14 protein-coding genes are annotated in these 23,781 nt (G+C 34.8%); 12 read left to right on the forward strand and 2 right to left on the reverse strand.

All coding sequences use genetic code 11. The annotated features are described in order from the left end of the window. Positions 1-52: 52 nt before the first annotated feature. Both P5P89_RS13610 and P5P89_RS13615 read right to left on the reverse strand, forming a co-directional pair. Positions 53-1,345 (reverse strand): hypothetical protein, encoded by a 1,293-nt coding sequence (locus P5P89_RS13610; protein WP_278008820.1) that lies wholly within the window; start codon positions 1,343-1,345, stop codon positions 53-55. Between the two features lie 3 nt (positions 1,346-1,348). Further along, on the reverse strand, positions 1,349-2,338 hold the full coding sequence (locus P5P89_RS13615; RefSeq protein WP_278008821.1) for a tail fiber protein: 990 nt from the start codon (positions 2,336-2,338) through the stop codon (positions 1,349-1,351). A 1,088-nt stretch (positions 2,339-3,426) separates the two neighbouring features. Here P5P89_RS13615 and P5P89_RS13620 point away from each other — a divergent pair. The 12 genes from P5P89_RS13620 to P5P89_RS13675 all read left to right on the forward strand — a co-directional run bounded on the left by P5P89_RS13620 (position 3,427) and on the right by P5P89_RS13675 (position 23,644). Beyond that, positions 3,427-3,675 (forward strand): hypothetical protein, encoded by a 249-nt coding sequence (locus P5P89_RS13620; RefSeq protein ID WP_223678752.1) that lies wholly within the window; start codon positions 3,427-3,429, stop codon positions 3,673-3,675. A 430-nt stretch (positions 3,676-4,105) separates the two neighbouring features. Then, on the forward strand, positions 4,106-6,526 hold the full coding sequence (locus tag P5P89_RS13625) for a glycoside hydrolase family 95 protein (RefSeq protein ID WP_278012019.1): 2,421 nt from the start codon (positions 4,106-4,108) through the stop codon (positions 6,524-6,526). A gap of 22 nt (positions 6,527-6,548) precedes the next feature. Then, positions 6,549-8,840 (forward strand): glycoside hydrolase family 127 protein, encoded by a 2,292-nt coding sequence (locus P5P89_RS13630; RefSeq protein ID WP_278008822.1) that lies wholly within the window; start codon positions 6,549-6,551, stop codon positions 8,838-8,840. 21 nt (positions 8,841-8,861) lie between these two features. Further along, positions 8,862-10,490 (forward strand): glycoside hydrolase family 43 protein, encoded by a 1,629-nt coding sequence (locus tag P5P89_RS13635; RefSeq protein WP_278008824.1) that lies wholly within the window; start codon positions 8,862-8,864, stop codon positions 10,488-10,490. Positions 10,491-10,539: 49 nt separating this feature from the next. Beyond that, on the forward strand, positions 10,540-13,134 hold the full coding sequence (xyl3A, locus tag P5P89_RS13640) for a xylan 1,4-beta-xylosidase (protein WP_278008825.1): 2,595 nt from the start codon (positions 10,540-10,542) through the stop codon (positions 13,132-13,134). A 56-nt stretch (positions 13,135-13,190) separates the two neighbouring features. Beyond that, positions 13,191-14,753 (forward strand): TIM-barrel domain-containing protein, encoded by a 1,563-nt coding sequence (locus tag P5P89_RS13645; RefSeq protein ID WP_278008827.1) that lies wholly within the window; start codon positions 13,191-13,193, stop codon positions 14,751-14,753. Further along, positions 14,671-15,663, forward strand: a complete 993-nt coding sequence (locus P5P89_RS13650) for a glycoside hydrolase family 31 protein (RefSeq protein ID WP_278008828.1) — start codon at positions 14,671-14,673, stop codon at positions 15,661-15,663. The genes P5P89_RS13645 and P5P89_RS13650 overlap by 83 nt, the downstream gene beginning before the upstream one ends. Before the next feature lie 18 nt (positions 15,664-15,681). Beyond that, complete coding sequence (locus tag P5P89_RS13655) at positions 15,682-17,013, forward strand: glycoside hydrolase family 43 protein (protein WP_278008829.1); 1,332 nt, start codon at positions 15,682-15,684, stop codon at positions 17,011-17,013. Positions 17,014-17,052: 39 nt separating this feature from the next. Continuing rightward, positions 17,053-18,408: a glycoside hydrolase family 43 protein gene (locus tag P5P89_RS13660; RefSeq protein ID WP_278008830.1), complete on the forward strand. Its 1,356-nt coding sequence runs from the start codon at positions 17,053-17,055 to the stop codon at positions 18,406-18,408. Positions 18,409-18,482: 74 nt separating this feature from the next. Beyond that, positions 18,483-20,450, forward strand: coding sequence for a glycoside hydrolase family 97 protein (locus P5P89_RS13665; protein WP_278008831.1), 1,968 nt, complete (start codon positions 18,483-18,485; stop codon positions 20,448-20,450). 35 nt (positions 20,451-20,485) lie between these two features. Next, positions 20,486-21,835 (forward strand): family 43 glycosylhydrolase, encoded by a 1,350-nt coding sequence (locus tag P5P89_RS13670; RefSeq protein WP_278008832.1) that lies wholly within the window; start codon positions 20,486-20,488, stop codon positions 21,833-21,835. Between the two features lie 75 nt (positions 21,836-21,910). Continuing rightward, complete coding sequence (locus tag P5P89_RS13675; RefSeq protein WP_278008833.1) at positions 21,911-23,644, forward strand: glycoside hydrolase family 43 protein; 1,734 nt, start codon at positions 21,911-21,913, stop codon at positions 23,642-23,644. The last annotated feature ends 137 nt before the right edge of the window (positions 23,645-23,781 follow it).

Here is a 23,781-nt window from a genome sequence, read left to right on the forward strand (position 1 = left end):
TTCAAAAGACAATATGACTAATAACAGGGTTTAAACTCTTCATTTAGTGGTTTTATTTTCGCACCATTTCATTTTCAATTTTTGAAACACGTACTACTAAATCTTTTAAAGTCTCTATTTCTTTGGACTGCTCGTTAATTTTTTTGTTTTGATCGATAGAGTAGAGTGTCAGTTCTTCGATTTTTTGAAGCAATTTAGCATTCATTTCTCCTAGGTTGATTCCGTTTTCAAGAACTTCTTTTTCACTTGGAATATTTTCTAAATGACCTTTTTCTTTGATATGTTTTTCAACTTCTTCTAGTGTTGGTAAATTATACTCTTTTTTAAATACAAAATCAGACCACGCAGTAGTATATACTTTTACTTCTCTTGCCCCAACTGATCCTTCAACAGCAAGTTTATGGCTTCCTGTTGTTGTGGTACCGATGCCTACATTTCCTTTATTGATTGTTAAATACGTTTCATTTGCGTTACCCCATGATTGAATATTATCATATGGGTCTCTTTCCCACCATGTCCTTGTATCTGCATGTGGTGTTTTAAAAGAATCATCAATGGATATGCCATCGTGGATTCTTGAATTGTACCAATTGTTTGAAGTTAAATCTCTATAAGTCCATAATCTGTTTATAATGCTGTTTTCTCCAACATTACCGCTCATTTCGTTTATTAGCTGAAAAGAATTTACAGTAGTGCCCAATGCCAAAGGCTCATAGCTTTTTATGGTACCCACTACAGTCAGTTTTGAAGATGGATTTGTAGTGCCAATACCAATTCTTGCAGCATCTAAAATCAGTGGTTGATCACCTCCACCGGTTTGTACTATTACAGGATAATCATTACTAACAAAAGAAGGGTTGCTTTGAGTATAAGTAATTTCTAATGATCTTGCATCGCCGTCTCCAGTTCTTCTGGGAAAAAAACGAGACCTTCCATATACAGTAAGTGGAGCAATAGGATTGTCGGTACCAATTCCAACATTACCTGTTCTGGATATACGAATTCTTTCGATACCATTTGTTGAAAACCCAAGAAATCCTCCTGCAGTACTTTCTCCTCTGTAAAATGAAATAAACCCATTGTTTTCATCTGCTGTATACTTTAATCCCAATCTAAATGACTCTGTATTAATTGGGTGTGTAATCAAAGTTTTGGCATATAGCGAAAAATTATATTCGTTGGCAGTAGCTAATATTGTTCCATACGAATTGTTTCCGTTATGCACTTGTAAAAGAGCAGAAGGAGAATTTGTTCCTATTCCAACATTTCCGGTTGCAGGAAAAATATTTTGAGCGAGGTTTATCTGAGTAGCAAATACAGTTATTAAAAGTATTTTTAATTTCATAATTTATCTGTTTTCAATTTTAAGTATTTTTTCTTCTAAAATTTTTTGATTATCAGTAAGATTTTGGTTCTCCTTTTTCAATTCAATCATATAGAGTGTCAATTCTTCAATTTTCTTTAACAAACTCATATTCATTTCAGCCAGCATCAGGCCATTTTTTTCAATTTCTTTTGCTGATGGAATTTCAGGCAAATGACTATTTTGTTTGATGTAAGCTTCAACTTCTTCTAAAGATTTTAGTTTGTAATCATCTGCAAAAACATAATCAGGTACGGTTCCGGCATTAGGAGTAACTTTGACTTCCTGAGCATGAATATTTCCGGCTACCGTAAGTTTTGAGCCGGGAGTTGTTGTGCCAATACCAACATTTGAAGCGAAATAGGCATTTCTACTTTGGTAGATTCCAGTTGTTGTTGCATATTGCTCTGGAGTAGTTTTGTAGGAATGTGATGGTCCGTTAAGTTCATTATAAGGTAATGAATTTTGAACACCATCATAAATAGTAGGAGTTACGGTGTAATTAGAGTGATAATAATAAGTTGTTCCGCCTCCACGAAGCCATATAATGATACATCTGCAAGTTCCTCCATATGTTGAATCATGCCATCCGGCTATAAAGGTTGTATATGTTCCTGCATATGAAGGTTTAATATTTGAATCTATAAAATTAGAACTATTCCCCCAGTTAGTTACATGATAACTAAACTCAGCCATTAATGATCCTCTCCATGTGCTATCATAGTGTACCTCGCTTCTGCTCAATAGTAAGTTAGTTGGAGCATTGTTATCCCAGCCTCCGTCAAAAAAAGTTACCGGATAAAATTTATCAATATCGCCCTGAACCGTAAAGCTGCCTGATATCTGGGTGTTTGTTGTTGAAAAGGTAACATTAGTTTCGTACTCTGTGCTATTGATAAAGTTTTTGCTGGGTTTTGCAATGATTTTTGTAAAGCTAAGAACTGAAATTAAAGTAAAGAGTAGTTTTATTTTCATAAGAATAATTTATTTGATGGAATTTTAACAGTTTGTTGAAAAGTGATATATTTCGAAAATGAACCTGAATTATTTGCAGTAAGCAAAGTGTTTTTTAAGGGAAATAATCCTAAGAATAAATTCCCGGCATAATTTTATAAAAAATGATTTTATTTAGCTTTCAGTTAAAAAATGATTAAAAGTTATAGGTAAGATAGAAGTAATATAGTAAAACAATAATTTTTTAATCATGGTTTAGATTTGTATGAAATTATCCTGTAAAGGTTAAGATATTTTCAGCAAATCTATAAAATTAGTCTACGGTTTTGTAAAATTAAAATGGTTTTTTTTATCATTTTATACATAAAATTTGATTACATGATTTTTTTAATTTATGTAAAAAAAACTATTCTTTTACCTGCAATATAAAAGTTCAAGTTATTATGGATCATTATTTTGCAGGATTTTGTTCCAGTAAATGACTAAAATCTTTTGCAAATTGCGATTCCTCAAAAAAAATGAGAACGAGAACGTCCGAAGAAATGTTGAAAATTCTTGATTAAGAGTGTATGATAAAAAGAGGATAATCATGTACAATCTGCTGTCAGTCTAATACTTCTTTTTATAATGCATTCTCACTAATGGAGAAACCCCATCGGGACTTATTTATCTAAAGTTAAAATGGAGTATACTTATAATAAAAAGGAGGGTAACTGAAATTAAAATATTTCTTGTTAACGAAGGATCTTTAATATCTGATGCTGTGCCTGAATATGAGGGCTTTTGATAGGTATATTAATAATAGGAATTGATTCTGAGATAAATGCTTAGAAACGGAGAATTTTAAATTTGCATTTTTTGTTTAATGCTTTTAATGAAGATATGACTGATAAAACAATCTTTGTTGAAGATTCATTTTTCAAAAGTTAATGAGTGTCTTTTTAGCCATCTAGCTTGTTTTAAATATTCAGAAATAAATAATCTTTTTTTAAAATGTTATTAAAATGTTGATAAATAGTGCTTTATGTTGATTTCTAATTGTTGTTTTAATATAAATTATTGGTTATATTTGATTATGCAAGAGGCTATTATTTTAAATATATTTTACTATGGATAAAGCTATAAAACTAAAGGTTCGTAAAGATTTAAATGGTCAGCAGCAGTTGAATATAATTAGATTAAAAGGAAGTTTAATTTCTAAAGGTTATACAGAAATAATACATATTCTGGATCAGGATGATGAATTTCATATCAATTCATTTGCAACACCTTTAGAAACAACTAATGAAGTAAAGGAATATATTACAGCATTTATCAGCAGAGAAAATTTAACTGATACAATTACTTTTTACAAATAATATTTTTTCTGTTTAAATAAAAAGAAATCCTCTCCAATTTTTATGTAGCAACAAACAAAACATGTCCTGTATTAATCGACATGTTTTTTGTTTTGTGATTAATAGTAAATGATTCATCTACGAATTGTTAGTAGATTCATTTACATATTATAGAATAAATTCTTAATTTGGTAAAACTTCTATTCTGGATTATTTAATTTTTGGCATCAAAAAATATATTATACAAAACAATTTTACATTTTTTTTCATTATAAATAAAAAAAATAAAACAACCGATTGTTGTATTAACTTTTGTGTTATATTTGTAATTATTATAAGTGTAATATAAACACTTTTAAAATTTTCTATTCAGAATATTTGAAAATCGGTTTTACGGAAGTAACTTATTAATTATGAAAAGATTTCTTATTCATTTTCTTTTTTTCTGGTAATCTCATCATTTGCTCAGGAAAAAAGTGCCTTAAAGCTTTGGTATGATAACCCATCAGGTAAGCTTTGGGAAAATGCACTTCCGATAGGAAATGGTTTTCAGGCAGCCATGGTTTATGGTAATGTAGAAAAAGAAATTTTTCAATTGAATGAGGTTACAGTGTGGACCGGAAGCCCTAACAGGAATGATAATCCAAATGCAAAAGCAGCATTAAATGATATAAGAAACCTTATTTTTCAGGGTGAATATCAAAAAGCAGAAAAGTTAATAAATGAGAATATTATCACGAAAAAATCTCATGGACAGATGTTTCAGCCGGTAGGAAACTTAGAAATCAGTTTTTCTGATCAGGAACATTATACAGATTATTACCGTGAGCTGGATATTGAAAAAGCAGTAACTAAAACAACATATAAAATAAATGGCGTCACTTATACAAGAGAAGCTTTTACATCCTTTCCTGATAGAGTTTTAGTGATTAAACTTTCAGCAGACATGCCTGGTAAATTATCTTTAAATGCAGGATTTACTTCTCAGCATAAAAAACAAAAAATAGAGACAGATGTAAATAATATGCTCTCTCTTTCAGGTACTACAAGTGATCATGAGGGTGTAGAAGGAAAAGTAAGGTTTAACGCACTGGCCAGATTTAAAACAGAAGGCGGAACCATAAAGTCTGAAGGGAATTCCATAAAAATTGACAAAGCAGATTCTGTTGTGATTTATGTTTCAATAGCAACTAATTTTATTAATTATAATGATCTTAGTGGCTCAGAAAGCAAACTTGCAAAATCTTTCTTAGACAAAGCGTTTAAAAAAGATTTTGAGAAAATGAGAAAAGCTCATATCGCCAGTTATCAAAAATTTTTTAACAGGGTTCACATTGATTTAGGAACAACAAATGCAGCGAAATTACCAACTGATCAAAGGCTGGCTAATTTTAGGAATGTTTTTGATCCTTCATTGGTAACACTGTATTACCAGTATGGTCGATATTTATTGATTTCGTCTTCACAGCCCGGAGGCCAGCCGGCAAACCTACAAGGGATTTGGAATCACAGTATGAGGCCGGCCTGGGATAGCAAATATACGATCAACATTAATACCGAGATGAATTACTGGCCTGCTGAAAAAACGAATTTATCAGAGATGCATCAGCCACTTTTAAAAATGATAAAAGAAATGGCCGAAACAGGAAAAGAAACGGCAAAAGTAATGTATGGGGCAAGGGGCTGGGTTGCTCATCACAATACCGATATATGGAGAACGAACGGTGCCGTTGACGGAGCTACCTGGGGCGTCTGGAATGCAGGAGGCGGATGGTTGAGCCAGCATATCTGGGAACATTATTTATACACGGGAGATAAAAAATATCTTGAATCTGCATATGATATAATAAAAGGGGCTGCAGCTTTTTATTCAGACTTTTTAGTAAAACATCCAAAAAACGGATGGCTGGTAGTAGTGCCTGGAAATTCGCCTGAAAATGCTCCAAAAGCTCACCAGGGATCAGCAGTTACAGCCGGATCCACGATGGATAATCAAATTGTGTTTGATGTTTTCAGTACCGCTATTAAGGCTTCTGAGATTTTAGGAAAGGACAAAGAATTTGCAGATAGTCTTAAAACGTTACAAAAAATGCTTCCGCCAATGCAGATAGGAAAGCATAATCAATTACAGGAATGGCTCGATGATGTTGATGATCCTAAAGATAATCACCGACATATTTCCCACTTGTATGGGTTATATCCTTCTAATCAGATTTCGGCATATCAAACTCCTGAACTCTTTGCAGCAGCAAAAAATACGCTTTTGCAAAGAGGAGATGTCTCAACCGGATGGAGTATGGGATGGAAAGTAAACTGGTGGGCTAAAATGCAGGATGGTAATCATGCTTATAAGTTAATTCAAAATCAATTAACTCCACTTGGTGTAAATGAAGGAGGAGGTACATATAACAATCTTTTTGACGCACATCCCCCATTTCAAATAGATGGAAATTTTGGCTGCACATCAGGCATTACTGAAATGTTAATGCAAAGTTCAGATGGTGCCATTCATTTACTTCCTGCTTTACCCGATGCTTTGAGTGAATATGGTGAAATAAGCGGACTGAAAGCAAGAGGCGGTTTTGAAATAAAAGATATGAAATGGAAACAGGGAAAACTAGTTGCTCTGAGCATTCAGTCTAATCTGGGGGGGAACTTGAGATTGAGAATTCCAAATGAAATAACTTTAAAGGATAATAAAAATTTGAAAAATGCATTAGGAGTAAACCCAAATGTTTTTTATCAGCTTGATGAAATTCAAAAACCAATTATTTCTGATGAATCTAATATAAAAGCATTAGATGTTAAGGCTTCTTATTTATACGACCTGATGACCATAAAAGGGAAAGTATATACATTTCTTATTAAATAATTTTTTATAGTAATACCTTAAAATGAAACATAGAATTTTATATTGCCTGTTTGTTTTGCTTATAACATCTTCTGTTATAGCTCAAATGCAATCATTTGACCTAAGCGAAATCAGACTGAAAGACGGACCGTTTAAAAATGCTCAGGATGTCGATTTGAAGTATATTTTTGATCTTAAGCCGGATAAACTTTTGGCACCATATTTAATCGACGCAGGCCTCCCTGTTAAAGAAAGCCGATATGGCAACTGGGAAAGCATTGGGTTAGATGGTCATATCGGAGGGCATTATCTTTCTGCCTTAGCTATGATGTATGCAGCTACAGGAAATATAGAACTTAAAAACAGATCAGATTATATGATTTCTGAACTGGCCCGTTGTCAGGATAAAAATGGAAATGGGTATGTTGGCGGTATTCCACAGGGAAAAGTTTTTTGGGATCGTATTCATAATGGAGATATTGATGGCAGTGGTTTTGGATTGAATAATACGTGGGTTCCTATTTATAATATCCACAAACTATTTGCCGGTTTAAATGATACTTACCATTATACAGGAAATGAAAAAGCTAAAGATATTTTAATAAAACTGGGAGATTGGTTTATCGAATTAATTCGTCCGCTTTCTGATGAACAGATTGAAAAAATTTTAAAGACAGAACATGGAGGCATAAACGAATCTTTTGCTGATTTATACAGTATTACAAAAGATAAAAAATACCTTGAAACCGCTGAAAAATTATCACAAAAGGCTTTTTTAAATCCATTATTGAAAAAAGAAGATAAACTTACCGGTATGCATGCCAATACCCAGATACCAAAAGTTATAGGTTTTGAGAAAATTGCCACTCTTACGGGTAATAACGAATGGCAGGAAGGGGTAGAGTTTTTCTGGGATAATGTAACTCAAAAACGCAGTGTTGCCTTTGGAGGAAATAGTGTTGCAGAACATTTTAATCCAATAAATGATTTCAGCAGTATGATAAAATCCAATCAGGGTCCCGAAACCTGCAATTCCTATAATATGGAGCGTCTGAGCAAGGCTTTGTTTTTAAACAAAAATGATGTTAGTTATCTCGATTTTTATGAACGCACCTTATACAATCATATCCTGTCGAGTCAGCATCCGGAAAAAGGAGGATTTGTTTATTTTACCCCTATCAGGCCAAATCATTATCGGGTATATTCACAACCTGAAACCAGTATGTGGTGCTGTGTGGGTTCCGGATTGGAAAATCATACTAAATATGGCGAATTAATTTATAGTCATTCAAATGATAATATTTTTGTAAATCTTTTTATTCCTTCTGTTTTAAATTGGAAAGAAAAAGCAGTAGAATTAGAGCAAACCACGAAATTTCCTTATGAAAATAGTACAGAACTTATCATAAAACTTAAAAAATCTAAAACTTTTGTACTGAATATTCGCCATCCAAAATGGGCTGAAAATTTTGAAATTTTGGTAAACGGAAAGGTTCAGGATATAGCAAAAATTAATTCTGAGGCTTCGGGTTATATTCCAATTAACAGAAGATGGAAATCAGGAGATAAAATTAAAGTTACATTCAAAACTACTACACATTTAGAAAGCCTGCCAGATGGTTCAAATTGGAGTGCTTTTGTCAACGGACCAATTGTATTAGCAGCGAAGACCTCTACAGAAAGTTTGGATGGCTTATTTGCAGATGACAGTAGAATGGGGCATGCCACAAGAGGAAAATATTTTCCATTAGACCAGGCTTACGCTTTGGTTGGTGAAAAGGACACTTATCTGGCAAAAGCTAAAGAAACTGAAAAACTTCATTTTAGTTTAGATTCTTTAGAGTTACAGCCTTTTTTTGAAATTCATGATGCCCGTTATCAAATGTACTTTCAAACCTATTCTAAAGAGGACTACAAGGAAAAGCAACAATTGTTAAAACAGCAGGAAATTGAAGCACTTGCCCTGGAAGCTAAAACTGTGGATAAAGTTAATTGTGGTGAACAACAGCCTGAAGTAGATCATTTATACAAAGGTGAGAAAAGTAATTCTGGTTATGATGATGGCAAATTCTGGAGAGATACACGTGCTTACATTTCGTATCAGTTGCTAAACAAAAACAGTTTAGGCAAGTTTTTGGATATAAGTGTACTGGATGAATTGAAAATGGAGAATATCACGATATTGATTAATGATAAACCAGCGGAGGTAATTTCTGTAGATGACAAAACGATTAGGTTAAATATTGATAAAATTCAGACAATCAATATTAAAATCACCGCTAAGAATGGAGCTAAGAGCCCAAGGTTTTATCAATTAAGAATTGTCAAAAACTAGAAAGTAGTGTGCTAAATTTAGTTGCAAGTAAAAAAGAATAAAAATACTACGATACGTTTTAACGCTAAAAAGCATCATTATGAAAAATATATATCACATCTTATTATTGAGTTTTATTACGCTGTCTCTGGTAAACGCACAGGAAAAAAAGCACATAATCCGGTAATTTTTGCAGATGTGCCTGATTTGTCTATGATTAGGGTAGGAGATACGTATTACATGAGCAGCACTACAATGCACATGAATCCTGGAGTGCCCATTATGAAATCAAAGGATTTGATAAACTGGAAACTGGTTAGTTATGCATATGAAGTGCTGGAAAACGATGGTGATAAACTGAATCTGGATAATGAAAAAAATGATTATGGGCGTGGCTCATGGGCAAGCAGTCTTCGTTATCATAACGGAACTTATTATGTAAGCACTTTTTCGGGAACAACTGGTAAAACCTATATATTTTCAACAAAAGATATTGAAAAAGGGCCTTGGAAAAGAATTGTTTTAAATAATTCTTACCATGACCATTCACTTTTATTTGATGATGATGGTAAGGTTTACCTTGTTTGGGGTGCAGGAAAAATTCAAATTATAGAATTACAAAATGACCTTTTAGCTGTTAAAGAAGAAACAAAAAGAGTTTTAATCGAAAATGCACATGCGCCTGCAGGAGACAATATAATGCTGCCGTCAGAAGGCTCTCAGCTTTTTAAAATTAAAGGCAAATATTATTTGTTTAATATTTGCTGGCCAAAAGGAGGGATGCGTACCGTAGTAATACATCGGGCAGATAAAATAACGGGTCCTTGGGAAGGTAGAATAGGCTTGCAGGATTTAGGCGTTGCGCAAGGCGGACTTATCGATACGCCTGATGGAAAATGGTATTCTTACTTGTTTAGAGATTACGGTGGTGTTGGCCGTATTCCTTATCTGGTTCCTGTAAAATGGGAAAATGACTGGCCTGTATTGGGAGAAAATGGAAAAGTGCCTGAATATTTGGATTTACCAGCAAATAAAAGCCTTATTCCGGGTATTGTGAACTCTGATGATTTTACAAGAAAAAATGGCAAAAATGAGTTGCCGTTAGTTTGGCAGTGGAATCATAATCCTGATAATTCACTTTGGTCCCTAAATGAGAGAAAAGGGTATTTAAGGTTAAAAACAGGCAGAATAGATAATAGTTTTTTGCAGGCTAAGAATACTTTAACTCAAAGAACTTTTGGCCCCGAATGTTCCGCATCTATACTGATAGATATATCTAAAATGAAAGAGGGTGATATTTCCGGACTTTCATTATTGCAGAAAGATTTCGGTTTTGTAGCTGTAAAAGTGGAAAATGGTGTCAAAAAAATGATAATGACAGCTGCTGAAAAAGGAATTACAAAAGAAATTGAAAGTGTTTCTTTAAATCAGGATAAAATATATTTTAAAGCAGAATGTAATTTCAAAGACAGGGCTGATACAGGAAGATTTTTTTACAGTCTGGACGGAAAAAAATGGATCAGCATTGGTAATGCAATAAAATTACCTTACACCATTCCGCATTTTATGGGATACCGATTCGGGCTATTCAATTATGCTACAAAAAATACTGGAGGTTTTGTAGATTTTGATTATTTCAATATTGATGATAAAATTTCAAAGGCAAATTAATTTCCTTGCTTTTTCTAAAACATAGCTATTAACTCTCTGAAACCAAAATATGAAAATCAATAATCTCATCATTATAACATTATTTTCAATATTCAGCCTAAATGCACAGCAATATCCTTTTCAGAATCCTTCTCTGAGCTCAGAGCAAAGGGCTAAGGATTTAATTTCAAGATTGACACTTGAAGAAAAAGCAGTATTGATGTGCGATCAGTCTGATGCTATTCCGAGACTTGGCATTAAAAAGTTTAACTGGTGGAGTGAGGCATTACATGGTTATGCCAATAATGATAATGTAACTGTTTTTCCGGAACCTATTGGTATGGCTGCCTCATTTGACGATCAGTTTGTTTATCGTGTTTTTGATGCAGTATCAGATGAAGCAAGGGCAAAATACAATCAGTGGATTCAGAACGGAAACGAAAATAAACGTTTTTTAAGCCTCTCAGTATGGACTCCTAATGTCAATATTTTTAGGGATCCGCGTTGGGGCCGTGGTCAGGAAACCTATGGAGAAGATCCTTATCTTACTTCCCGAATGGGAATTTCTGTGGTTAAAGGATTACAAGGGCCGGCAGATGCTAAATACCGTAAACTTTTAGCGTGTGCAAAACACTATGCCGTTCACTCCGGACCAGAATGGAGCAGACATGAACTGAATCTCAATAATGTAAATCCACGCGAATTATACGAAACTTATCTGCCTGCCTTCAAATCGTTAGTACAGGATGCAGATGTACGTCAGGTAATGTGTGCCTATCAGCGTCTGGACGATGAACCCTGTTGCAGCAATACCCGTCTTTTGCAGCGTATTTTGCGTGACGAATGGGGGTTTAAATATTTAGTTGTTTCAGACTGTGGAGCAGTCACTGATTTTTACACCACCCATAAAGTTTCATCAGATGCAGTGCATGCCGCGTCTAAAGCTGTACTTGCAGGAACTGACGTAGAATGTGTTTGGGAAAAATATCCTTTTAAAGAACTCCCAAAGGCTGTAGCAAAAGATTTAATCAAAGAATCAGATATTGATAAAAGCCTTCTTCGTGTTTTAACAGGCCGTTTTGATTTGGGGGAAATGGATGATGATGCAATTGTACCGTGGACAAAAATTCCTGCATCGGTTCTGAATAATAAAGAACATCAGCAGTTAGCACTTGAAATGGCTCAGAAAACAATGACGCTTTTGCAAAATAAAAACAACATTCTTCCTTTAAATAACGTCGCTGGAAAGATTGCATTGATAGGCCCAAATGCTGATAACGAGCCAATGTTATGGGGGAATTATAATGGAACTCCGGTTAGAACAATTACGATCAAAAGCGGAATCGAATCTAAAATGGGAGCAGATAAAATCGTTTATGACAAAGCCTGTGATTTAGTAGAAGATAAAGTGACTCAGACCTATTTTGACCAACTTTCATTTGATGGTAAAAAAGGAATGAAAGCTACTTATTGGAATAATCCAGACAGAGAAGGAGCGAGTGTTATATCCCAACAAATTGTAAATCCAATGAAGATGACAACTGCAGGTCAGCATGAATTTGCTTCAGGGGTTAAACTGGAAGGATTTTCTGCAAAATATGAAGCAGAATATATAGCGAAACAAAATGATACACTTGTATTTAAAACGGGGATTACCGGAGTTTTTGAATTGTTGGTTAATGGAAAATCAATTTCAAAATATAACAATTGGAGAACGGTACCGTCCAATATCCCATTTGTTGTTGAAGCCGGGAAAAAATATAAAATTGAAATTCTGTATGCGCAGTCAAACAATTGGCAGGCTAATCTTGAATTCGATTTTGGAAAAGGTTTTGATGTAGATTTCAGCAAACTAATCCAAAAATTAAAAGGGATTGATACCGTGGTTTTTGTTGGCGGACTTTCGACTTTGCTTGAAGGTGAAGAAATGCCTGTTTCTTATCCTGGCTTTAAAGATGGTGACCGTACCAATATTGAACTTCCGGCTGTTCAGAGAAAATGTTTGAAAGAATTAAAAGCTGCTGGGAAAAAAGTAATTTTTGTAAACTGTTCCGGTTCTGCTATTGCTTTAACGCCTGAAACTTCCAGCTGCGATGCAATTTTGCAGGCATGGTATCCGGGAGAATCCGGAGGTCAGGCTGTTGCCGATGTACTTTTTGGAGATTATAATCCTTCAGGAAAGCTTCCGGTTTCATTTTATAAAAATTCAGACATACTAGGTGATTTTGAAGATTATTCCATGAAGAATCGCACCTACAGATACACTACAGATGTTTTATTCCATTTTGGTTATGGTTTAAGCTATTCTAAATTTAATATTGGAGCAGGTAAATTGAGTAAAACAAATATAAAACCAACTGAAAGTACACAATTAAGCTTTCCAATACAAAATATCAGTAAGCGTGAAGGAACTGAAATTGTTCAGGTATATGTCAGAAAGGTAAATGATACTGACGGTCCTTTAAAAACATTAAAAGCTTTTAAACGAATTAATTTAAAAGCAGGTGAAAAGCAGAATGCAACTATAGATTTGCCGGCATCTTCATTTGAATTCTATGATACAAAAATCAATCAGATGAATGTAGCTCAGGGCGAATACGAAGTTCTTTATGGGAATAGTTCAGATGCTAAAGATTTAAAAATACTAAAAATTTCAATTCAGTAAATTCAAATCATTAATCTGATTGTAAGAATTTATAAATATTAAAAAAACTTTTGTTTATGAAAAAGGTATATTTCACATTACTGACCATATTTTTAATGAGCTTAGCAGCTAAAGCTCAATCTTATCAAAAAACACAATTAGGATTAAAAGCAGTCATTAATGCAACAGTTGTAGAAATTCAGTTTTACAGTCCTCAAATTGTCAGAGTGATCAAATATCCTGAAAAAGACAATTTTCAGAAAAAAAGTTTGTCGGTAATTAAAAATCCGGAAAAAACAAGATTTAGCATTGACAAAAAAGCGGATAAGATTTTATTAAAAACAGATGCTTTACAAGTTATTCTCAATAGTAATACAGGAAGTGTTTCATTTGCAAGTCATACAGGAAAAGCATTGTTGAACGAAAAAGAATCAGGTACAGTTTTTACTGATTTTAATGATACTGGAAGTAAAACGTATACAGTAACGCAATCTTTTATTCTGGACAAAAAAGAATCTGTTTATGGTCTTGGAATTCTGCAAAACGGAAAAATGTCCCAACGAAATCAAAAAGTACATATGGTACAGAATAATACTTGGGATTTTGTCACTTTTTTTCAGTCAGATAAAGGATATGGACTGTTTTGGGATAATTATTCACCAACTGATTTTAGCGATAATCCGGAAGAAACTTCTTTTAAATCAGAAGTTGGAGACGGAGTTGACTACTATTTTATGGGTGGAGGGAATGCTGATGGAGTAATTGCTAATATGCGTGGCTTGACAGGTCAGGTACCGATGTTTCCTAAATGGACTTTTGGTTTCTGGCAAAGCCGCGAGCGGTATAAAAGCCAAAATGAAACGGTTGAGGTGGTAAAAAAGTATCGTGATTTAGGAGTTCCTCTTGATGGTATTATTCAGGATTGGCAGTATTGGGGCGATAATTATCATTGGAATGGTATGAGTTTTTTAAATCCTGAATTTTCGAAACCGCAGCAAATGGTTGATGATATCCATAATCTAAATGCACACCTGATCATATCAATCTGGTCATCTTTTGGACCCAAAACACCTCAGTTTCAGGAGCTGAAAGAAAAAAATATGTTAATGGATTTTCAAACCTGGCCACAGTCAGGAAAAGATGTATGGCCACCTGATATGAACTTTCCTTCAGGAGTGCAGGTTTATGATCCTTATAATCCCGAAGCAAGAGATATTTACTGGAAATACCTGAATAAAGGATTATTTTCTTTTGGAATCGACGGCTGGTGGATGGATTCTACTGAACCTGATCATTTAGACTTTAAACCAAAAGATTTTGATAATAAAACATTTTTAGGATCATTCAGAAAGGTTAGAAATGCTTTTCCATTAATGGCCGTTGGCGGGGTTTATGATCATCAGCGTGAAGTAACATCAGATAAAAGGGTGTTTATTCTAACCCGTTCAGCTTTTGCAGGTCAGCAGCGTTATGGCGCAAATACGTGGTCTGGTGATGTTAATTCGTCCTGGGAAATGTTGCGCAATCAAATCCCTGCCGGATTAAACTTTTCTTTATGTGGAATTCCGTATTGGAATAGTGACATTGGAGGTTTTTTTGCAGGTGCCTACAACAGGGGGGAATGCGGGTTCTGGAGCTAAAAATCCTGCTTATCAGGAACTATATGTAAGATGGCTGCAATTTGGGGCATTTACTCCAATGATGCGTTCACATGGTACGGATGTTCCAAGAGAAATATATCAGTTTGGAAAAAAAGGAGAACCAATCTATGATGCTATCGAAAAGTCAATCAATTTACGATATACTTTATTGCCTTATATTTATTCAAATGCATGGAAAATAACCAACGGACAATCGAGCATGATGCGTGCTTTGATGATGGATTTTGAAGATGATAAAGTAAAAGACATGAATAGTGAGTATTTATTTGGTCAGTCTATATTGGTAGCTCCGGTGATCAATGCACAATATACTCCGGAGACAATTGTAAAAACAAATGAAGATACCGGCTGGGATAAAAAAGACACTTCTGATAAACCTAAAACACTGGCTGTTGATTTCACTCAGAAAAAATCAAAAAAAGTCTATTTGCCGGCAGGTGCCATTTGGTATGACTTCTGGACAAATAATAAATACAATGGCGGACAGGAGATAGAACAGGAAACAGCAATAGATAAAATTCCATTATTTGTAAAAGCAGGTTCCATAATTCCAATAGGACCTAAAGTGCAATATGTTAATGAAAAGAAATGGGATGACCTTGAAATTAGAATTTACGAAGGAGCTGATGGCGAATTTACCCTTTATGAAGATGAAGGAGATAATTATAATTATGAAAAAGGAAAGTACGCAACCATTACATTTAAGTGGAATGATTCGAAAAAAACAGTAACTGTTAGTAAGCAAAAAGGATCTTTTTCCGGAATGTTAAAAGAACGAAAGTTTAAAGTTGTAAAAGCTTCTTCAAAAACAGGAATGTCTGATACGGCAAGTGAACAAATTGACAAAGTTATCAGTTATAACGGGAATGAGGTTTCAATTAAATTGTAAAGGAAAATATAATACGCAATGAATAAAAGAAATAACATTACAATACTTTGCATGTTTATTATGGCCGTTTTAAACGGAACTGCCCAAAGTAATATTAAGCAGCAGCCTATTATTCAGACTAAATACACAGCAGATCCTGCCCCAATGGTTTACAAAGACACAGTTTTCTTGTATACATCACATGATGAGGACGATGCAAAAGGTTTTAAAATGATTGATTGGCAGCTTTATACTTCAACTGATATGGTGAACTGGACAGATCATGGTGCGGTTGCCTCTCTTAAAGATTTTAGCTGGGTAAAGCATGATAATGGAGCCTGGGCAATCCAGTGTATTGAGAGAAACGGCAAATTTTATCTGTATGCGCCCATGCATGGACAAGGAATAGGAGTATTAGTCTCTGATAGTCCTTACGGCCCGTTTAAGGATCCATTAGGAAAGCGTTTGATTGAAGACAATCATTTATGGAATGATATCGATCCGAGCCCATTTATTGATGATGATGGGCAGGCTTATTTATACTGGGGAAATCCTGATGTATATTATATAAAATTAAATGAAGATATGATTTCGACTTCAGGAGAAATTGTGAAAGAACCTACTAAACCAAAAAACTATCAGGAAGGGCCGTGGGTATATAAACGCAAAGGAAATTACTATATGTCATATGCCTCTACCTGCTGCCCTGAGGGTATAGGATATGCAATGAGTAAAACTCCGACAGGTCCATGGGAATATAAAGGAATGATTGTTGAAGCGAGCGAAAAAACAAGAGGCAATCACCCGGGAATCATTGATTACAAAGGCAAATCATATGTTTTTGGACATAGTTATGACATTATAAAAAGAGAAACTTCTACTTTCTACGAAAGGCGTTCAGTGGATATGGACGAAATCATTTACAATGAAGACGGAACTATTAAAACATTATCTTACTGGTCTGAAAACGGACCCGAAGCAGTTGGGACAATTAATCCTTTTAAGCGTGTTGAAGCTGAAACTATGGCATGGAGCGAAGGAGTAAAATCAGATAAAAATAATAAAACCGGAGTATTCATAACCCAGATAGATAACAATGACTTTGTAGAGGTTCGGGCAGTCAATTTTGAAAAAACAGCTAAGAGCTTTCAAATAAGTGCGGCTTCTGTATCGGGGGGTAAAATAGAAATTCGCTTAGATAACAAAGAAGGGGAACTTATAGGCACATGCGATATAAAAAATACAGGGAATCTGGATACCTGGAAGGTTTTTAAATCCAAAGTAAAAAAGGTAACGGGTTTGCACAATGTTTTTTTTGTATTTAAAGGAAACGAAAAAATGTTCAATTTAGACTGGTGGAAATTTGAATAATCTTTTTACAGACAAAGCAATATAAAATTAAGTAATAAAATGCATTTAAATAAAATTCGATTTTTACTCTACATCATTCCGCTGTTTGGGTTTGCACAGAATCCAATTATACAGACTAATTATACAGCAGATCCGGCACCTATGGTGTATAACGGAAAAGTGTATTTATATACTTCTCATGACGAGGATGAATCTACCTGGTTTACTATGAACGACTGGAAGCTCTACACTACAGAAGATATGGTAAACTGGACCGACCATGGTTCTGTGTTATCCTATAAAAATTTCGGGTGGGCCAAAATGAATGCCTGGGCACCCCAATGCATAGAACGAAATGGGAAATTTTATATGTATGTACCAATAACTGATCGCCAGGGTAAAAACGGTATTGGTGTCGCGGTTGCAAATTCTCCATATGGACCTTTTACAGATCCGTTAGGAAAACCATTAATACAAAACAGTAATGCTGATATCGATCCAACGGTTTTCATTGATGATGATAGTCAGGCATATTTGTTATGGGGTAATCCGGAATGTTATTATGTGAAGCTGAACGAAGATATGATTTCATACAATGACGAAATAAAAGTATTTCCCAATACTATAGAATCATTTGGAAAACGAACAGGAAAAGAAGATCCGCGAAGACCTACTACTTATGAAGAAGGGCCATGGCTTTACAAAAGAAACAAATTGTATTACCTGTTTTTTGCAGGAGGCCCTATTTCAGAACATATAGGCTATTCAACCAGCAAAAGTCCTGTTGGTCCCTGGAAATATCAGGGTGTCTTAATGCCTACACAGGGTGGAAGTTTTACCAACCATCCTGGGGTAATTGATTTTAAAGGAAAAACTTATTTTTTCTATCATAATGGAGCTTTGCCTGGCGGAAGCGGCTTTAACAGATCAGTATCAGTAGAAGAACTGAGTTTTAATCCGGATGGCACTATTAAACAGTTAAATATGACCGAAGGAATAAAAAAAGGTTTAGCAATTGTCAATCCTTATGTTAAGTCAGAAGCAGAAACCATGGCCTGGTCAAAAGATGTAAAAGCGATGCAAAATGATGAAGTGGGAGTTTTTATCACAGTCATGAAAAACGATGCTTTTACAAAAATCAAGGATGTAGATTTCCGCAAAGAAGGTGCTTCAAAATTTACAGCGCGTGTTGGTACTACCCATAATAGCGCTGTATCAATGGAAATTAGGTTGGATGGTCTCGACGGTGAATTGATTGGCACAATAAAAGTCCCAATGACCGGTGGCAATGACAGATGGCAAGTTGTTACCGCAGACGTGAAGAAAGTAACAGGTATACATGATGTTTATTTTGTATTTAAAGGAAAGGCTTCCAGCAAAATCATGTTTTTCGATTACTGGATGTTTTCTAAATAATAAAAACGGTTCAAACAATTAGATGTATTCACAGGTCTCTAATCATTAATTAACAATAAAATAAATTATATAAAATGCCAATTAACTATCAAACCATTATCAACTTTAAGTATATATTATGCCTTTGTTTATTCAGTTTTTTTGCCTCGAATGGACAATCGGTTCTAGAGAGCCCAGACGGAAAATTAAAAGTATCAGTTTCGTCAAATAACGGAACAGCTTTTTATAGTATTGCTTACAACGGAAAACAATTTTTAGAAAATTCACCGCTTGGTTTAAAAACGAATGTTGGCGATTTTACCTCCGGATTGCTATTAGAAGCAAACGTGAATAAAAATAAAATTGATGAAACGTATGAATTGGCCAATATTAAACAAAGCAAGGTGCATTATGTGGCAAACGAAGCAGTTTTTTCTTTTACCAAAGAAGGCAAAAATGCTATTGATGTAATTTTCAGGATAAGCAATAATAATGTTGCTTTTAAATATAAAGTGTATCCGCAAAAAGAAGCACGCTCATGTGTAGTGCAGGAAGAAGCTTCAGGATTTTTACTGCCTCAGGGAACAACTACTTTTTTGTGTCCACAGAGTAAATCAATGGTGGGTTTTGCCAGAACGATGCCTAGTTATGAAACTTCTTATACACTTGATGCTCCAATAGGTAAAAACGGAACAGGGGAAGGATATACATTTCCTTGTCTTTTTAAAGTAAGTGGCAACGGCTGGGTATTAATTTCTGAAACTGGTGTAGATAGTTACTATTGCGGAAGCAGGCTTATAGGTAAGGAAAACGGTCTATATACAATAGGTTTCCCGATGTCAGGTGAAAATAACGGCAATGGCACAACTTCACCGGGTATTGCACTGCCGGGCGAAACGCCATGGAGAACAATTACAGTGGGAGAAACATTGGCGCCAATTGTAGAAACTACTATTCCGTTTGATTTGGTCAAGCCGAAATATGAAGCTTCAAAAAAATACCAATACACCAAAGGCAGTTGGAGCTGGGTTATGAAAATGGATAGCAACACCACGTTTCCGGTTCAAAAACAGTACATCGATTTTAGTAATGCCATGGGATATGAAACCATATTAGTGGATGCCCTTTGGGATACGCAAATAGGTAAAGATAAAATTGCCGAATTGGCGAAATATGGAGAAAGCAAAGGCGTAGGACTTTACCTGTGGTACAACTCTAACGGGTATTGGAACGATGCTCCTCAGGGGCCAAGAGGCATTATGGACAATACAATTATTCGTCGCAAAGAAATGGCCTGGATGAAAAGCATTGGAGTTAAAGGAATCAAAGTTGACTTTTTTGGCGGTGACAAACAAGTGACTATGAAGCTTTACGAAGATATTCTGACAGATGCTAATGATTTTGGTATTATGGTTATTTTTCATGGCTGCACACTGCCTAGAGGCTGGGAACGTATGTATCCAAATTATGCGTCAAGTGAAGCTGTCCTCGCTAGTGAGAATCTGCACTTTGGTCAGGGAAGTTGTGATAATGAGGCAAAAAATGCTTCTATACATACTTTTATCAGAAATACTGTTGGAAGTATGGATTTTGGAGGCAGTGCTTTAAACAAGTTCTATAATAGTGAGAATATACCTAATAAAGGTTCAAAAAGAATAACTTCTGATGTTTTTGCTCTGGCTACAGCTGTATTATTTCAAAGTGGGGTGCAGCATTTTGCTTTGGCACCTAATAATTTAACTGATGCTCCTGACTGGGCAATTAATTTTATGAAAGAAGTCCCGACAACCTGGGATGAGGTTCGTTTTTTAGACGGATATCCCGGAAAATATGTAATTCTGGCTCGCCGTAAAGGAACTAAATGGTATATAGCTGGTTTAAATGCTCAAAAAGAAACATTGAAAATTAAATTAAAATTACCAATGATTCAGGCTGGAAATGAATTAAAAATGTATAGTGACGATATGCAGTTAAACGGAAAGATGAGCACTGTAAAAATGAATAAAAACCAACAGCTTGAATTGATAATACCTTGTAATGGAGGCCTGCTGCTAGTCAATTAAGCACAATATTTTTAATGTTATTTAATTAAAAAGCCATGATAAATTTTAGATATTTTTCTTCGATAGTGACAGGATTGATTTTAATCAGCAATGTTTGTACTGCACAAAATCCGCTTATCAGGGATCAGTTTACTGCTGATCCTTCTGCAAGGGTATTTGGTGACAAGGTCTATGTTTTTCCTTCTCACGATATATTGGCAACCGAAGGGAAAGGTCGTAAAGACTGGTTTTGTATGGAAGATTACCATGTGTTTTCTTCAGTTGATTTAACCAATTGGAAAGATCACGGAACAATTGTTGAGCAAAATAAAGTACCATGGGTTAAACCTGATGGTTATAGCATGTGGGCTCCTGATTGTATCGAAAGAAACGGTAAGTACTATTTCTATTTTCCAAGTATTCCAAAAGATACCATTAATTATAAAAAAGGGTTTACTATAGGTGTAGCAATTGCCGATAAGCCAGAAGGGCCTTATGTCACAGAACCCAAACCCATAAAGAGCGTTAGCGGAATCGATCCTAATGTTTTTATAGACAAAGACGGGCAGGCTTATTTGTACTGGTCTGGAGGAAATATTTTTGCAGCTAAACTAAAGGAAAACATGACGGAATTAGATTCTGAGGTGAAGATACTCGAAAATCTCCCTGCAAAGGGTTTAAAAGAAGGACCGTATGTGTTTGAGAGAAACGGAATTTATTATCTGACGTATCCTCATGTCGAAAACAAAATTGAGCGCCTGGAATATGCAATTGGCGATAATCCGCTGGGACCATTCAAAGTGGCAGGTGTTATTATGGATGAGTCCACAACCGGTTGCTGGACAAATCATCATTCGATTATACAATTTAAAAAAGAATGGTATTTATTTTATCATCATAACGACTTTTCTCCTGAGTTTGATAAAGCCAGATCGATTAGGGCAGATTACCTGCATTTTAATCCGGATGGAAGTATTCAAAAAGTTATTCCCACCTTACGAGGCGTTGGAATTACCAAAGCAACTGATATAATTCAAATAGACAGGTATTCTGAAATAAGTAAAGAAGGAGTTTCGATTTCATTTTTAGATAGCCAGAATACTTTCAATGGCTGGAAAACTACTTTCAATAAATCAGGAGGATCAATTCAATACAAAGCTGTTGATTTTGGGAAAAAGAAATTAAAATCAATAGTTGTAAAAGCCTCTTCAGAAAAAGGAGGGATACTTCAAATAGCTTCTAAAGGTAAAAAACAGACTATAATTGCTGAAGTGACTATTCCAAAAGGAAGTAATTGGGCAGAAATAAAATCACCACTATTAAAATTTGAATCCGGCATTCAGGACTTGGCTGTTATATCGAAAAATAAGAATCAGGTTGAGTTAGACTGGATAAAATTTGAATAGTCTATTTTAAAAAATTACTCTCCAAAATTCAAAACAAAACAAAGAAAAAAATATAAAATCAATAATAAATAAGAAATGAAAAAGAAACCATTAATTTTACTTTCGGTCGTAATGATGAGCTTGTTTTCCTTTACAGGCATAGATGATAAGGATAAACCTAAACCAAAAACAGCCAAGAATCCACCTGTTTTTTCTAGAGTGGTTTATCAGGGAGAGGACCAGTTATACAAAAAATATCCATTGAAAGAAGGGGAATTTTATAATCCGGTTCTTCAGGGATGTTATCCTGACCCGGCAATTACAAGAAAGGGAGATGATTACTATATGGTATGTTCTTCGTTTGCAATGTTTCCCGGAGTGCCTATTTTTCATTCTAAAGATTTAGTAAACTGGACCGACTTAGGCGGAGTTTTAAATAATGTTAATGAATTCAATCCGCACGATACGGGCATAAGTGCCGGAGTTTACGCACCCGGAATAACTTACAATCCACATAACGATACTTTTTATATGATTGTAACTGCCTTTTCTGGCGGTCTTGGAAACATAATTGTGAAAACAAAAGATCCAATGAAAGGTTGGGGAAGCCCTATTAAATTAGCTTTCGAAGGAATCGATCCTTCTATTTTCTTTGATGATGACGGAAAAGGGTATGTAGTGCATAATGATGCTCCCGATAAAGGAAAAGAATTATACAACGGACACCGTGTGATTAAAGTATGGGAATATGATCTTGTGAATGATAAAGTTATTCCTGGTACAGATAAAATCATTGTAGATGGTGGAGTAGATCTTTCTAAAAAACCAATCTGGATTGAAGCTCCGCATTTATATAAAAAAGACGGTCATTATTATTTGATGTGTGCTGAAGGCGGTACAGGAGGAAATCACAGCGAAGTTGTTTTTATCAGTGATAGCCCAAAAGGGCCTTTTAAGCCATCATCAAATAACCCAATTCTGACGCAGAGACATTTTCCAAAAGACAGACCAAATAAAGTTGACTGGGCAGGTCATGCGGATCTTGTTTTAGGACCGGATAATAAATATTACGGAGTATTTTTAGGGATTCGCCCTAATGATAAAGACAGAGTAAATGCAGGTCGTGAGACTTTCATGCTGCCTGTTGACTGGTCTGGAACATTCCCGGTTTTTGAGAACGGATTAGTTCCTATGGAGCCAAAATTAAAAATGCCAAAAGGTGTTGAAAACAAAACCGGTAAGGATGGCTTTTTTCCTAATGGTAATTTCACTTTTGAAGAAAATTTCACCTCCAGTAAATTAGATTACAGATGGATTGGATTAAGAGGACCTCGTGAAAATTTTATTTCAATAACTAAAAAAGGACTTCAGATTAATCCTTTTCAGGTGAATATAAAAGAAATGAAACCTACTTCAACACTTTTCCACAGACAGATGCATAATAATTTCACTTTTGCCACCACAATAGATTATAAACCAGCTTCTGAAAAGGATTTGGCGGGTATTACCTGTCTGCAAAATGAGCGTTTTAATTATGTTTTTGGCATTACCAAAAAAGGAAATGATACTTATATTTTGTTAGAAAGAACAGAAAAAGGACAATCTAAAATTATTGCAAGCACTAAAATAGATGTAAAAAAACCGCTTCGTTTACAGGTGAAAGCAACAGGAGATAGCTATGAATTTAGTTATGCAACGGATGGAGCAGATTTTAAAAACTTAGGAGGAGCGGTTTCTGGTGATATTCTTTCAACTAATGTAGCAGGAGGTTTTACGGGTGCATTGGTAGGTTTGTATGCAACAGCTGCCAATGATGCCCAGCCTGAGTAAAAGATAATTGAAATTCTTCAGCATGTTTTTGAAGATATTGCTATAGTACAGATCCTGAAATTATTTAGATTTCGGGATCTTACTGTTATATATTCTTTACCACAATGCGAAATAATATTATAACTGTAACAAATAAC

Origin of the sequence: Flavobacterium gyeonganense, from assembly GCF_029625295.1 — a bacterium.
Taxonomy (GTDB): domain Bacteria; phylum Bacteroidota; class Bacteroidia; order Flavobacteriales; family Flavobacteriaceae; genus Flavobacterium; species Flavobacterium gyeonganense.

What these genes read in the sequence shown, in the direction of transcription:
- P5P89_RS13610 (WP_278008820.1), bottom strand. Translation starts at nt 1,345, where the DNA reads ATGAAATTAAAAATACTTTTAATAACTGTATTTGCTACTCAGATAAAC.
- P5P89_RS13615 (WP_278008821.1), bottom strand. Translation starts at nt 2,338, where the DNA reads ATGAAAATAAAACTACTCTTTACTTTAATTTCAGTTCTTAGCTTTACA.
- P5P89_RS13620 (WP_223678752.1), top strand. Translation starts at nt 3,427, where the DNA reads ATGGATAAAGCTATAAAACTAAAGGTTCGTAAAGATTTAAATGGTCAG.
- P5P89_RS13630 (WP_278008822.1), top strand. Translation starts at nt 6,549, where the DNA reads ATGAAACATAGAATTTTATATTGCCTGTTTGTTTTGCTTATAACATCT.
- xyl3A (WP_278008825.1), top strand. Translation starts at nt 10,540, where the DNA reads ATGAAAATCAATAATCTCATCATTATAACATTATTTTCAATATTCAGC.
- P5P89_RS13645 (WP_278008827.1), top strand. Translation starts at nt 13,191, where the DNA reads ATGAAAAAGGTATATTTCACATTACTGACCATATTTTTAATGAGCTTA.
- P5P89_RS13655 (WP_278008829.1), top strand. Translation starts at nt 15,682, where the DNA reads ATGAATAAAAGAAATAACATTACAATACTTTGCATGTTTATTATGGCC.
- P5P89_RS13660 (WP_278008830.1), top strand. Translation starts at nt 17,053, where the DNA reads ATGCATTTAAATAAAATTCGATTTTTACTCTACATCATTCCGCTGTTT.
- P5P89_RS13665 (WP_278008831.1), top strand. Translation starts at nt 18,483, where the DNA reads ATGCCAATTAACTATCAAACCATTATCAACTTTAAGTATATATTATGC.
- P5P89_RS13670 (WP_278008832.1), top strand. Translation starts at nt 20,486, where the DNA reads ATGATAAATTTTAGATATTTTTCTTCGATAGTGACAGGATTGATTTTA.
- P5P89_RS13675 (WP_278008833.1), top strand. Translation starts at nt 21,911, where the DNA reads ATGAAAAAGAAACCATTAATTTTACTTTCGGTCGTAATGATGAGCTTG.